The following is a 12,891-nucleotide window of genomic DNA, read 5'->3' on the forward strand; positions in this document are numbered from 1 at the left end:
CGGTTACCATAAACGGATTGGTAACGCTGGGCGCGATAGCTTGGCCGGAAGCGAGGCAGGCACTCCCTTTGCCGCCTCCGGGGCAACGAAAATTCAGGGTAAGTAACGGTGCGTCAGGCGTTGTCGGGCTTCGTCTCCAAATCTTCTCTCTCCTTCAAGGCAATCATGGTTGCCGCGCTCGCGGTGACGATTGTCGCCGCCGATGTCGCTTCGGCTCTTGCGGCAAGGTCCGCGGCCATCGTCGTCGACGCCAAGACCGGCAAGGTGCTTTATTCGGCCGATGCCAATGGCCGGCGCTATCCGGCTTCGCTCACCAAGATGATGACGCTCTATTTGACCTTCGAGGCGTTGGCGAAAGGCAGGATCAGCAAGAACACGCCGGTTCCGTTTTCCGCGCATGCCTCCGCCGAGGCGCCGACCAAGCTCGGCGTTCGGCCCGGCGGCTCGGTTCCGGTCGAGACCGCTATTCTCTCGATCGTAACGAAATCGGCGAATGACTCGGCAACCGCGCTCGGCGAAATGCTCGGCGGCAGCGAAGACAATTTCGCCCGCATGATGACGGCCAAGGCACGCCAGCTCGGCATGAACGGCACCGTCTTCCGCAACGCCAACGGCTTGCCCGATCCCGGCCAGTTCACCACGGCGCACGACATGGCCATGCTTGGCATCGCGCTGCGCGAGCACTACCCGCAATATTACGGCTATTTCTCGCAGCGCTCGTTCCTGTATGGCCGCCAGCGCATCAACGGCCACAATCGCCTGCTTGGCCGCATCAAGGGTGTCGACGGCATCAAGACCGGCTACACCCGCGCCTCGGGCTACAACCTCGTCTCCTCCGTCGCCGACGGCGATCGCCGCCTCGTCGCGGTGGTAATGGGCGGCGCTTCCGGCCGCAGCCGCGACAACCAGATGGCCGCGCTGATCAACACCTATCTGCCGCGCGCCTCGACGCGCGGCGGTGGCGATCTCATCGCCAAGGGCGGCAACAATCCGATCCAGACCTTGGCCAAGGTCTTTTTGCCCAAGCATGACGCGCCCACTCCGGACGCCAAGCCGGTAACGGATGACACTGTCGTTGCCTCAGCCGGCGATGATGTCCAGGACGACGCCCAGCAGGTGGCCGAGGAGATGAAGCCGGTCATCAAGGTCAAGAAGGTGAAGACGGTTGCCGTCGCCGCCATGGCGCCTGCCCCTGAATCCCAAGAGACCTCGCCCCAGGTCGTCACCGCCTATGCCGAACCCGCGCCGGCAGCGCCCGCGATCGATCCGGTAAAGACGTCGTCGGTGCCGTCCGGCTGGGTGGTCCAGGTTGCCTCCTCGCCGACGAAAACGGGGGCCCAGGCGCTGCTCGATCAGACCGCTAAGCAGGCGCCGGGGATCCTTGCCGACGCATCGGGCTTCACCGTCGCATTCGACAAGGACGGCACCACCTACTACCGCGCCCGCTTCGGCGGCTTCGGCTCGAAGGGCGCCGCCTGGAAGGCCTGCGATGCCCTGAAGCGCAAGAAAATCTCGTGCTACGCCGTCGAGCAATAGGCGGCTGTTGAATCTCCCGGAAGGTACCGGCGTCGAAGGAGACTAATCGTGATTGGAGAGCAAGACGTCCTTGGCTTCATTGATCCGCGCCGCCAGGACAGACGTGCCGCCGACATCGGCGTTCAGGCGCTGCATCAGGCGGCGGTGCGCCTTGCGGATATCCGCCGCGGCAGCCCCCGCTTCAAGACCAAGGACCTTGTAGGCCTCCTCCTTAGTCATGGCGCCCGCACCTGGCGCAACACCCAGCCCTTCGCCACCGTGAGGCTGCGCGTCCTTGCGCCAGACGGAAAAACGGCCGTCAAGATACGTCTCTAGGAGCTGGCGGCTCTCCGGATCGGGACTGAGTTCGCCATGAAGTTGGCGCAGGTCCGTCAGTCCCATGGCCCCCAGCATCTTGCCTTCATAACGCCCGGCCAGGACAAGCCCCTCGAGCCTGCCGCTGTCATGGTCGAGGTCCATTTCGAGCGCGGCGGTGCGCACCGTCGAATGCTTGGAGGCGGCCGCCCGCGCCGGAGGCCGCCTCGTGCGTATCCATCCGACCCAGGCCAGCGCCGCGAGCAAAAGCAATCCGCCGATAAGGCTGCGGCCGAAGATCAGCATGGGCGCGCCGACCAGCCCCAGGAAGGCCGGCCCAAGCGATCTGAGACCGTCGGCCATCCTTGCCGCGTCCGCGCGCACAAATAGCATCGCGGCGCCGAAAAGCACCACGAGCATCGCTGCCAAAGCAAGGATCACGCCCATCGATTAGCACCGCCATAGGGACGACCGAGCATAGAAATAGGATGGGACCAAGGTCCGGCGCTTGCAAGTCCCACACCGGGCGAGCCGAAGGGCCAGCGCCGCGGGCGGTAAACAAAGCCGCGCTAGAGCAGACCGAGCTCGGCGAGTTCGAGCCTCAGCTTCGGCGGCATCTCGGCCAACGCCGGCCCGCCCTTGCCGAGATCGGCCGGCGCATCGGCAGGCTTCAGGTAGCGCCAGCCCTGGAAGGCGCGGCGCGGCTGCCAGTCGGTGCGCACGACCTCGGGATCGAGCATCAGATGACAGCGGCCGATACCTTCATCGTCGGTGAAGGGCCGGATCTCCGTGATCAGTTGCCGGCACTGCACGCTGCCCTTGATCACCCAATAGAGCGAGCCGCCGTCGGTGATCTCGCCGCCGCGCGTCGGCACCATGCGGGTGGTGTGCCAATGCTCGGCCGGCTCGCCGGCGCGTCGCCGCTCATCGAGGCGGAAGGCAATCCACTCCTCGAGGTCCTCGACGCTGTCGCAGCCGACGCACAGTTTGATGAGATTGAGTGACATGCCCCAAGATTTAGCCGCAAGGGTCGACGCGTCAACGCCTTGAGCGACTTCTCCACAGGGCCAGCCTGGGAGTCTCGATGAGACCTCAGCACTCGACGACGTTGACCGCCAGGCCGCCGAGGCTGGTTTCCTTGTACTTCTCGTTCATGTCGAGGCCGGTCTGGCGCATGGTTTCGATCGCGGCGTCGAGCGGCACGAAATGCGTGCCGTCGCCCTTGATGGCCAAGGAAGCGGCCGTCACCGCCTTCACCGCGCCCAGCGCGTTGCGTTCGATGCAGGGCACCTGCACCAGGCCGCCGACTGGATCGCAAGTCATGCCGAGATGATGCTCGAGCGCGATCTCGGCGGCGTTCTCAACCTGCTCGGGCGTGCCGCCCATGACGGCGCACAGGCCGGCGGCGGCCATCGCCGAAGCCGAACCCACCTCGCCCTGGCATCCGACCTCGGCGCCCGAGATCGAGGCATTGGATTTGATGATGCCACCGACGGCGGCGGCCGTCAGCAGGAAGTCGCGGATGCTCGGCTGGTCGGCTTCGGGATGGAAATGCAGCCAGTAGCGCAGCACTGCCGGCAAGGTGCCGGCGGCGCCATTGGTCGGCGCGGTCACCACGCGCCCGCCGGCGGCGTTCTCCTCGTTGACCGCCATCGCGTAGATCGACAGCCAATCGTTGGCGAGCAAGGGATTGGGCCTGTTCTGCTGCCACTGTTCCTGCAGTTTGTCGTGCAGCTGCCGCGCGCGGCGGCGCACCTTCAAACCGCCCGGCATGATGCCGTCCTGCGACAGGCCGCGATCGATGCAGCCCTTCATCGCGCCCCAGATCGCGTCGAGGCCTTCGTCCAGCTCCTCGCGCGACATATGCTTTTCCTCGTTGGCGCGCTTCATCTCGGCGATCGAAAGCCCGCTCTTGGCTGCCATCGCCAGCATTTCGACGGCATTCTTGAAGGGGTACGGCACGTTCTTGCCCTCGGTCGTCACCGAGCCCTTTGCCTTCATGCGCTGCAGCTCTTCCTCCGAAACGACGAAACCGCCGCCGATCGAATAATAGATGCGCTTGAGCAGCAGCCGGTCGGATGCGTCATAGGCATAGAAGGCCATACCGTTGGCATGACCGGTCAGCGGCGTCTTGCGGTCGAGCGCGAGGTCCTTGGCGGGGTCGAAGCGGTATGCCGGATGCCCGGGCGGCGAAATGCGCTTCTCCGCGCCGATGCGGGCGACTATGCCGTCGGCCTCGTCCGGATCGACCGTCTGCGGCGTCTGGCCTGCCAGGCCCAGGATCACGGCGCGGTCCGAGCCATGGCCGATGCCGGTATAGGCAAGCGAGCCGTGCAGGCTGGCGCCGATGCGATCGACCTTGACGCCGGCGGGGCGCGGCCAGTCATCGGCCAGTATCTCGTCGAGGAACCGGCGCGCGGCCGTCATCGGCCCCATCGTGTGCGAGCTCGACGGGCCGATGCCGATCTTGAACAGGTCGAAAACCGAAAGGAACACGGGGTCGTTGTCTCCTGAGGGTCGCTTGAAACCTACATATAGGAATTCCCGGGATGTTTCCGCTGTTTTGCATGCCGCGGCGCGGCGGCTGCCGACCTTGTTTGCTCCGCCAGCGACATCACTTCAACTCGGGCCTGCGCGCCGTCTTCTTCTCGGTCGGCTATCTCGGCTGGTTCGTCGATCCGGTGGTGTTCGTGGTGTCGACGCTGGTGCTGTTTGCCGTGCCGGTGCGCCGTCAGTTCTTCTTCGCGGCCCGGCAGGCGGTGCTCGGTCAGCCGCCCGGCCCGGGGAAGAACCGATCGATCCTGCCGGACAGCCTGTAGGCGAAAAGCCCGATCCACTCGCGCACCGCAATGGTGCTCGCTTGCACCGAGTCGACCGGATTGTCGCGGTAGAAGCCGACGCCTTCCCTGCCCGAGGTGCGATAATCGACCGGCCACGGAATGGTCGCAAAACCCGCCTTGTCGAACAGCGCCTTGGCGCGCGGCATGTGGAAAGCCGAGGTGACCAGCAGCCAGGTCTCGCCCGGTTTCGGCTCGACGAGATTCCGCGAGAAGACGGCATTCTCGTAAGTGTTGCGGGATTTGTCCTCGAGGATCATGCGATCGGCCGAAACGCCTAAAGCGCCGAGCAGCCGCGGTGCCGTGTCGGCGTCGCCCTCGCCGTCGAGGAAAAGCGAACCGTTGCCGCCGGACACCACGATCTTCGCTTGGGGAAAGTGCCTCGCCAGGATCGCGGTCTCGACCATGCGGTCGCCGCTGCTGTTCAACTCATAGCCACCGCGCGCCAGGTTGATGGCGCCCTCGAAGCCGCCGCCAAGCACGACGATGCCGTCGACCTTTTCCGGTAGTGGCGGCTTGGGGAAGCGTTCTTCGAGCGGGGTCAACATCATCGCGCCAATCGACGTCCAGCCCGAAAGCATCAGGATCAGAAAAGCCAGCACGCTGCCGGTTGCAGCCAGCCGCCGGCGCCCGAACAGCGCCGCAAGCAGGCCGGCGAGCAGCAGGAAGACGGCCAGATTGATCGGCTGGATGAAGAACCAGAGAATCTTGGAAAGATAGTAGAACACGCTTGGCACCTACCGCGCAGAGGAATGGTTGGTGGCGGTAAATCGCCTAACGGCTTCCGCCACCGCTTCAGCTTCGGGCCGGCTCAGTTCCCGGCCAAAGGAGATTGAACCTGTTGCGCCGGTCAAACGGACAACTTCCTTCAGTCCGGCCTCGTCCGTCGGATAGGCGTGATCCAGGATTTCGACCGAAAGCGGTCCGCTGAAGGTCAGGGAAGCGCGGTTGGAAAGCGGGCTGCCCCCGGATTCGCGGAGCACGGCGGTTCTTGTGACGCGCAATTCCTCTCCGGCGGAGGCCAGCCACAGCAATTCCTTGCCGAGGAAATAGGCGAACAACCCGACGACAGCCAGGAATGAGAGAAGACCAACCAGGCCCATCGCGATCGTCGCCGGCGACCGGTCGAAGAGCCCCCAATACGCGGTGACGGCGACAATCCCGACAGAAAGCAGAACAAAGCCTGTTCTTATGGTCGAACGCCGCGGCGGGTTGCCGATGATCAGTTCGCCTGCCGTCTCGACAATGGATATGCGAGACGGGGCCGACATCCTACCACCATTTCTCCGGCTGGAATCTGCCTGCGGCCTTTTCGATCACATGCGCTGTCTGGAACAGCGTTTCCTCGTCGAACGGGCGACCGATCAGCTGCAGGCCGAGCGGCAGGCCCTTGCCGTCGAGGCCGGCCGGCACGGAAATGCCGGGAAGGCCCGCCATGTTCACCGTCACGGTGAAGATGTCGTTGAGGTACATCTTGACCGGATCGGAAGCCATGTCCTCGTCGGCCACACCGAAGGCAGCCGACGGGGTCGCCGGCGTCAGGATGACGTCGACGCCGGCGGCGAAGACGTTCTCGAAGTCGCGCTTGATCAGCGTGCGCACCTTCTGCGCCTGCAGATAGTAGGCGTCGTAATAGCCGGCCGACAGCACATAGGTGCCGATCATGATGCGGCGCTTGACCTCGCGGCCGAAACCGGCGGCGCGCGTCTTCTCATACATGTCGATGATGTCCTTGCCGGGCACGCGCAGGCCGTAGCGCACGCCGTCATAGCGGGCGAGGTTCGACGAAGCCTCGGCGGGCGCCACGATATAGTAAGCCGGCAATGCATATTTGGTGTGCGGCAGGGAGATATCGACGATCTCGGCGCCGGCATCCTTCAGCCAGGCGATGCCCTTCTGCCAGAGCGCCTCGATGTCTTCCGGCATGCCGTCGACGCGGTACTCCTTCGGAATGCCGACCTTCATGCCCCTGACCGGCTTGCCGACCGCCGCTTCATAGTCCGGCACCGGACGGTCGACCGAGGTCGTGTCCTTCGGATCGACGGAAGCCATTGACTTCAACAGGATGGCGGCATCGCGCACGTCGCGCGCGATCGGTCCGGCCTGGTCGAGCGAGGAAGCGAAGGCGACGACGCCCCAGCGTGAGCAGCGCCCGTAAGTCGGCTTGATGCCGACCGTGCCCGTGAAGGCGGCTGGCTGGCGGATCGAGCCGCCGGTGTCGGTGGCGGTGGCGCCCGCGCAGAGGAAGGCGGCCACGGACGATGCCGAGCCGCCCGACGAGCCGCCCGGCACCAACTGGGCATTGTCCAAGGTCCGCGCCGTCTTCGTGCCGCCGGCGGAAACAAAGCCACCGTCACCCTGATGCGTCGTCGGCATCACGACCGTGTCGAGGCGCGAGCGTCGCCACGGATTGATCACCGGGCCGTAATAGGAGGTCTCGTTCGACGAGCCCATGGCGAACTCGTCCATGTTGAGCTTGCCAAGCATGACGGCGCCGTCGGCCCACAGATTGCTGGTCACGGTCGATTCGTAGCGCGGCTTGAAGCCGTCCAGCACATGGCTGCAGGCCTGGGTGTGGATGCCTTGGGTGGCAAACAGGTCCTTGATGCCGAGCGGAATGCCTTCCAGCGCGCCACCCTCGCCCGTGGCGAGCCTGGCATCGGAAGCCTTTGCCATGTCGCGCGCCTTGTCGGCGGTGACAGCCACATAGGCGTTGAGCACGGGATTGGCGCGATCGATCGCCGCGAGATAGGCCTCGGTGATCTCGGCCGCGGTGATCTCCTTGCCGCGCAGCTTGGAGCGGGCCTCGGAAATGGTGAGATGTGTGAGATCGCTCATCAGGCAAGGCTCTTTTCGTAAAACACCGACCACTCGGAGTCGGGATAATCCAGAACCGGTCCGCAACGCGAGAATCCGGCGCGCTCATAGACGGTCCAGGCGGCAGGATGCCGGTCGCCGGTTTCGAGAACCAGGCGCGTCAGCCCTTCCTGCCGGGCAAGCGCCTCGACCCGTCCGACGATCTCGGCGCCGATCTTTCTGCCGCGATGCGAAGGCCGCGTATACATGCGCTTGACCTCGCCGGTGGCATCGTCATGGCGCTTGAGCGCGCCGCAGCCGACGGCAAGGCCGTGGTCGCGGGCGATGAATACGGTCGTATCCTCACCCGCCATCTGATCGACAGTGGGATGATAGCAATGCTCGGGCGGCGTCAGCTCGAGCAGCGCGGCGTTGAGTTCGGCGACCAGCGCACGCACGTCGTCCTGCAAAGGCGTCTCGATGGCGATCTCGACAGCCACAGCCTACTCCACCACCTTCGGAACGAGGAAGAAGTTCTCTTCCGTGGCCGGCGCGTTGGCGACGATGTCGGCGGCCTTGTTGCCGTCGGTCACGGCATCCCGGCGCTTCTTCATCTCCATCGGCGTGACCGAGGTCATCGGCTCGACGCCCGAGACATCGACCTCGTTCAATTGCTCGACGAAGCCGAGGATGGCGTTCAACTCGCCGGTCATGCGCTCGGCGTCCTCCTCGCTTACCGCGATACGGGCGAGGTGCGCGACGCGCTTCACGGTCTGAAGATCAACGGACATGTTCTTTTCGCCTCGGGAAAACCAGTGCGGGCTATAGCGGCGCCGCGCTCAGCGCGCAACATGGATGATGCCGGAGCGATCGGCACGCGGCCGCCCGCCCGGCTACCGAGGCAGCGCCACGCCTTCGCAACGATAGTAGCTGCCGCCGTTGCCGGACCGCCCGCCCTCATCGTCGACCGGCCGGACCGAGACAAGGTCGATCTGTTTTGCGCTTACCTGGGTGAAAGCACCTCCGGAAACACATGGTCGGGTTCCCGGCAGATCGCGGTCACGGCCTAGCTCGGCGCGCTCTGTGCCTTGCAGAGCTGGAGGAACTCGCAATTGTACTCGACCCCTCGCAATCCCTCAGCCGTCAGCACGATGTTGCCGGCGTCGATCACGGTCTGCAGCGTCTCGTTCTTGGCCTTGTAGCAGAGTTCCTCGGATTGCAGGTAGACGCCCTCGATGAAATCGTCGGCCGCCGGCGCCGGCGTTGCCGCGACCAGCATCGAAACGCAAAGAGTCTGTCTCAAGACCGTGATTTTATTCGAGATTCCTGACGGAGGAACCTAGATCATGATCGCCTTGCCTATTTCCGGCAACGCCACCTTGACGCCCGACCCTTCCATGCCGGTGACGAACTTGTCGGCGGTCTGGTCGATCATCGAGAAAGTGCCGAAATGGCAGGGAACGACTGTGTCGAAGCCGAAGAAGCGGCGGCAGGCAAGCGCCGCCACCGCGCCGCCCATGGTGAAGCGGTCACCGATCGGCACGATGCCGATCTTCGGCTCGTGCAGTTCGTTGATCAGCCCCATGTCGGAGAAGATGTCGGTGTCGCCCATGTGGTAGAGCGTCTTGTCCTCGGGAAAGTGCAGGACGAGCCCGCCCGGATTGCCGAGATAGGTGTTCGTGCCGCCCTCACCGCCGAAGGAGGACGAATGCAGGGCCTGGACGAAAGTGGTGGTGAACGGCCCGCAATCGACCGTGCCGCCGAGATTGCCCGGATTGATCTTGTCGCCGCTGACGCCCTGGCCGACGAGATACATGCAGATCTCGAAATTGGCGACCAGCATGGCGCCACTTTTCTTCAGCACTTCGACCGCGCCGCTGACATGGTCGTTGTGGCCGTGGGTCAGGAGCACATGGGTCACGCCCTCAGCCGGCCCTTCCCAGCCGCCCGTCCAGGACGGGTTGCCGACCAGATAGGGGTCGATGAGAATGGTGGCGTCCTTGGTCTCGACGCGGAATGCCGAATGTCCGTACCAGGTCAGTTTCATGAATACTTCCTCGATTTTTCCGTTGCCGGAAGATAGAACGCTCCCGGCAAATTGAAAGTAGCGCGGCGCTTCTCACCGTCAAAAGAATGTGTGACGCCCGGATGTCAGGAAAAGCCGTTGGGCATTATTTCAATCGAGGAACTGCCGGAACGGCTTGCCGGCGGCAGGACGCTCGCCGGGCTCGATCTCGGCGACAAGACGATCGGCGTGGCGGTTTCCGATCGCGGGCTGTCCTTCGCCCATCCGCGCCCGGTCATCCTACGCAGGAAGTTTTCGCTCGATGCCGCCCAGTTGCTCGCTCAGTTCGAGAAGGACAATGTCGGCGCCATCGTGCTCGGCCTGCCGGTCAACATGGACGGCTCGGAAGGGCCGCGGGCCCAGAAATCGCGCGCCTTCGTCCGCAACATGGCGCCGCTGTCTGACCTGCCCTTCGTGCTGTGGGACGAGCGGCTGTCGACGGTCGCTGCCGAACGCACACTGATCGAGATGGATTTCTCGCGCAAGAAGCGCGCCGGCAAGATCGATTCGGCGGCCGCCGCCTTTATTCTGCAGGGAGCGTTGGACCGGCTTCAGTCGCTCGGCCGAGCGGATCGGAGCTGATATCGCCCAACCGGCGCTGCCTGATCCATTCGGCGATGTTGCGCCGGCGGCGGAAGGCCCAAAGCCCCATGAGCAGGAAAAAGTCGAAAATGCAGGTCCGCGCCACCATGCCCGGGATAATGGCCGGATCGATGCCCAGCATCTGGCCATAGAGCTCGAAGACGAAATCATGCAGCTGGCGGCTCAGCATCACATAGCCGAAATTCATGTCGTTGAGCGACAGGAAGAACCATCCCCAGAAGATCGCCATCGGCGCGGCCCAGAGTGCGAACAGCGTGCGCATCAGCGGCTGCCCCCTGGCTTGCGCTCCGGGCGGCCGGATATGCGGGAAAGGAGCGAGCTGTGCGCGGCGCCCATCGCCATGCGCGAGGCGGCGCGAACATCGCCCTCCGGCAAATTCATTGCGGCGAAGGTGGAGCGCCGTTCGGCCAGCACGGCGACGTAGGAAGCAAGCAGCGCCGTCATCTGGATGGCGACGATCATGAACAGGCCGTCAATGCCTTGCGCCACGCCGCCGATGAGAATCACCGAGAGCAGGAAAGATGCCGAGATGAAGGCGATCCGCGCCACGCTCTCGCCCGCGTCCGGCCTTGCCGCCGCGTTCAGCAGCGTTTCGACGAAGGTCCAGCAGAACAGCACCGCGACGGTCAAAAACGCGACCGAAAGCGGCGCGACCACGACGGCATTTTCGAACTGCGGAAACCGGTTCCCCTGGATTGAGAGGCCGAGCACACCAAGCGCCGCCGCTATGCCGCGGCTGCCGTCCATGCAGATATAGGCAAGCAGGGCGAAAACCACCGCCCAATGCAAGGCCAGAACTGAGCTCAACACGTGCCGCATACGCTTCCCGCTGGCGGAGCTCGGGGGGTCATGGTTAACCGTTCCCTACTCCAGCAAGCGGAGATTGGGCTTTGCAACGGTTCGCCGCAACGGAAACCATTTGTTAAGGTTAACAGCTATCCACAGATCGGCAATCCGGCTTTGGGGCATGATGCCGAAAAGCCGGATCAGGTCACCGGCGGATAAAGCGTGTCGATGATCATGCGCGCGTCGTGGCGCGAATCGAGCATACCGTAGGTGGTGCGCCACTGGCCGCCGAGCCGGGTTTCGACGAAGGCGTCGGCGATCCGCCCTGCCCCCAGCCTGCGAAGCTCCGCCGCGGCGGCCGAAAGCGCCAGCTGTTCGGTGAGCAGGCGCGCCGAACCCTGATCGGTCGCGGCGACCTGCATGGCGGCTTTCAGCACGCCGATGGTGCCGCGCCCGCCGGTGCCGAGATCGCGGTCGATGCCGGTTAGCACCTCCTCGAATAGGCCGGGCGCGCGGCCAAGCACGCGCAGCACGTCGAGCGCCATGACATTGCCCGAGCCCTCCCAGATCGCGTTGACCGGCGCCTCCCGGTAGTAGCGGGCAAGCGGCGCTTCCTCGACATAGCCGTTGCCCCCAAGGCATTCCATCGCCTCATAAAGCAGCTGCGGCGCGATCTTGCAGACCCAGTATTTGACGACAGGCGTCATGGCGCGGGCAAAGGCCGCTTCGCCGCGATCGCTTGCCGCCTCGTCGAAAGAGCGCGCCAGCCGGAACGACAGCGCCGTGGCCGCGGCGACATCGAGCGCCATGTCGGCCAGAACCCGCTGCATCAGCGGCTGGTCGATCAGGCTGGAGCCGAACACCTGGCGATGACGCGTGTGATGGACGGCCTCGGCGAGGCCCGCCCGCATCAGCGCCGACGAAGCGACCGCGCAGTCGAGCCTGGTCAGCGTCACCATGTCCATGATCGTCTTCACGCCGGCGCCCGGGTCGCCGACCATCTCCCCGATCGCGTTGACGAACTCCACCTCAGACGAGGCGTTCGAGCGGTTGCCGAGCTTGTCCTTCAGACGCTGGAAGCGGAAGCCGTTGCCGGAGCCGTCGCCCAGGATGCGCGGCACGAGGAAGCAGGACAGTCCCTCCGGCGCCTGACCGAGCACCAGGAAGGCATCCGACATCGGCGCCGACATGAACCATTTGTGGCCGGTCAACCGGTAGAACCCGCTTCCCGTGCGCTCCGCCCTGGTGGTGTTGGCGCGCACATCGGTGCCGCCCTGCTTCTCGGTCATGCCCATGCCGAGCGTCAGTCCGGTCTTTTGCACCGGAGGCTTCTGTGCCTGGTCATATTTGCGCGTCGTCACGCGCGGCGCCCATTCGCGGAAAAGCTTCGGACTTGCCATCAAGGCCGCCAGCGAGGCGCTGGTCATGGTGATGGGACAAAGATGCCCGGTCTCGAGCTCGGCGGTCAGATAAAAGCGCGCCGCCCTCACCTGATGGCGACGGCCGATCTCGGCATCGCCGTTTTCCCACACGGAAGAATGCAGCCCGCCAGCGACCGAGCGGCGCATCAAGGCGTGATAGGCCGGATGGTATTCGACCAGGTCAAGGCGGCGGCCCTGGCGGTCATGCGTCCGCAATTTCGGCGTGTCGGTGTTGGCGAGGCGTGCGAGTTCCTGCGCCTCCTGCGTCATGACGAACCGGCCAAGCCCGTCGAGATCCTTGCGCACGGGGTCGGAAAAACGCTCGGCAAGCTGGATGAGCAACGGATCGCCCCGCCATGCGTTGCCGCCCGTCAACGGCGGCGGCTGGTTGATCACCTCGTCGGTCAAGCCCAATCCTTCGTTTGGCAGGGAGGTCCTATCATTTTCAAGGCCGCGGTCGCGAATCCGAAGCCACTGGGCCTTATAGCCCAAGCCATGCAAGGCGCGCGACGAAAATACCGGGGAGAACGCTCGCAATCCAAAGCTGGCGCTT

Annotated in this window: 14 protein-coding genes and 2 pseudogenes; 3 read left to right on the forward strand and 13 right to left on the reverse strand. The window is 64.6% G+C overall.

The window, feature by feature from the left end:
- Positions 1-108: 108 nt before the first annotated feature.
- Positions 109-1,536: a D-alanyl-D-alanine carboxypeptidase gene (locus tag FJ957_RS07330; protein WP_140830080.1), complete on the forward strand. Its 1,428-nt coding sequence runs from the start codon at positions 109-111 to the stop codon at positions 1,534-1,536.
- 42 nt (positions 1,537-1,578) lie between these two features.
- Here the strand turns inward: FJ957_RS07330 and FJ957_RS07335 are convergent, their stop codons facing one another.
- From FJ957_RS07335 to FJ957_RS07345, 3 genes are all read right to left on the reverse strand, one after another.
- Positions 1,579-2,277, reverse strand: a complete 699-nt coding sequence (locus tag FJ957_RS07335) for a molecular chaperone DnaJ (protein WP_140830082.1) — start codon at positions 2,275-2,277, stop codon at positions 1,579-1,581.
- A gap of 122 nt (positions 2,278-2,399) precedes the next feature.
- Positions 2,400-2,837 carry a DUF1489 family protein gene (locus FJ957_RS07340; RefSeq protein WP_140830084.1) on the reverse strand — a complete coding sequence of 146 codons (438 nt, stop codon included), beginning with the start codon at positions 2,835-2,837 and terminating at the stop codon, positions 2,400-2,402.
- 85 nt (positions 2,838-2,922) lie between these two features.
- The gene (locus FJ957_RS07345) at positions 2,923-4,326 is read right to left on the reverse strand and encodes an L-serine ammonia-lyase (RefSeq protein WP_140830086.1); all 1,404 of its coding nucleotides are present in this window, start codon (positions 4,324-4,326) and stop codon (positions 2,923-2,925) included.
- A gap of 119 nt (positions 4,327-4,445) precedes the next feature.
- On the opposite strand from FJ957_RS07345, the pseudogene FJ957_RS07350 reads away from it, so the two are divergent.
- A pseudogene (locus FJ957_RS07350) lies at positions 4,446-4,649 on the forward strand (DUF599 family protein); the annotation flags it as partial.
- Here the strand turns inward: FJ957_RS07350 and FJ957_RS07355 are convergent.
- The 7 genes and pseudogenes from FJ957_RS07355 to FJ957_RS07385 all read right to left on the reverse strand — a co-directional run bounded on the left by FJ957_RS07355 (position 4,598) and on the right by FJ957_RS07385 (position 9,510).
- Positions 4,598-5,395, reverse strand: a complete 798-nt coding sequence (locus tag FJ957_RS07355) for a YdcF family protein (protein WP_140830087.1) — start codon at positions 5,393-5,395, stop codon at positions 4,598-4,600. The pseudogene FJ957_RS07350 and the gene FJ957_RS07355 overlap by 52 nt on opposite strands.
- A 9-nt stretch (positions 5,396-5,404) precedes the next feature.
- Positions 5,405-5,728 carry a hypothetical protein gene (locus FJ957_RS32145; protein ID WP_246685781.1) on the reverse strand — a complete coding sequence of 108 codons (324 nt, stop codon included), beginning with the start codon at positions 5,726-5,728 and terminating at the stop codon, positions 5,405-5,407.
- Between the two features lie 211 nt (positions 5,729-5,939).
- Positions 5,940-7,505 (reverse strand): amidase family protein, encoded by a 1,566-nt coding sequence (locus tag FJ957_RS07365; RefSeq protein WP_140830091.1) that lies wholly within the window; start codon positions 7,503-7,505, stop codon positions 5,940-5,942.
- On the reverse strand, positions 7,505-7,963 hold the full coding sequence (locus FJ957_RS07370) for a GNAT family N-acetyltransferase (RefSeq protein WP_140830092.1): 459 nt from the start codon (positions 7,961-7,963) through the stop codon (positions 7,505-7,507). Before FJ957_RS07370 ends, FJ957_RS07365 begins: the two co-directional genes overlap by 1 nt.
- A gap of 3 nt (positions 7,964-7,966) precedes the next feature.
- Positions 7,967-8,254, reverse strand: a complete 288-nt coding sequence (gene gatC, locus FJ957_RS07375; protein WP_140830094.1) for an Asp-tRNA(Asn)/Glu-tRNA(Gln) amidotransferase subunit GatC — start codon at positions 8,252-8,254, stop codon at positions 7,967-7,969.
- A 102-nt stretch (positions 8,255-8,356) separates the two neighbouring features.
- Positions 8,357-8,742, reverse strand: a pseudogene (locus FJ957_RS07380) (hypothetical protein).
- A 60-nt stretch (positions 8,743-8,802) separates the two neighbouring features.
- Positions 8,803-9,510, reverse strand: a complete 708-nt coding sequence (locus FJ957_RS07385) for a metal-dependent hydrolase (RefSeq protein WP_140830096.1) — start codon at positions 9,508-9,510, stop codon at positions 8,803-8,805.
- Between the two features lie 117 nt (positions 9,511-9,627).
- Here FJ957_RS07385 and ruvX point away from each other — a divergent pair, with 117 nt between their 5' ends.
- A complete protein-coding gene (gene ruvX / locus FJ957_RS07390) occupies positions 9,628-10,110 on the forward strand; it encodes a Holliday junction resolvase RuvX (protein WP_140830097.1) in 483 nt (160 codons plus the stop codon).
- On the opposite strand, the gene FJ957_RS07395 is transcribed toward ruvX, so the two are convergent.
- The 3 genes from FJ957_RS07395 to FJ957_RS07405 form a co-directional block, all read right to left on the reverse strand.
- Positions 10,052-10,393, reverse strand: coding sequence for a DUF6105 family protein (locus FJ957_RS07395; RefSeq protein ID WP_140830098.1), 342 nt, complete (start codon positions 10,391-10,393; stop codon positions 10,052-10,054). The genes ruvX and FJ957_RS07395 overlap by 59 nt on opposite strands.
- On the reverse strand, positions 10,393-10,950 hold the full coding sequence (locus tag FJ957_RS07400) for a hypothetical protein (RefSeq protein WP_140830099.1): 558 nt from the start codon (positions 10,948-10,950) through the stop codon (positions 10,393-10,395). Before FJ957_RS07400 ends, FJ957_RS07395 begins: the two co-directional genes overlap by 1 nt.
- A gap of 167 nt (positions 10,951-11,117) precedes the next feature.
- On the reverse strand, positions 11,118-12,746 hold the full coding sequence (locus FJ957_RS07405; protein WP_140830100.1) for a DNA alkylation response protein: 1,629 nt from the start codon (positions 12,744-12,746) through the stop codon (positions 11,118-11,120).
- Positions 12,747-12,891 lie beyond the last annotated feature (145 nt).

This window comes from Mesorhizobium sp. B2-4-6 (genome assembly GCF_006442775.1).
Taxonomy (GTDB): Bacteria; Pseudomonadota; Alphaproteobacteria; order Rhizobiales; family Rhizobiaceae; genus Mesorhizobium.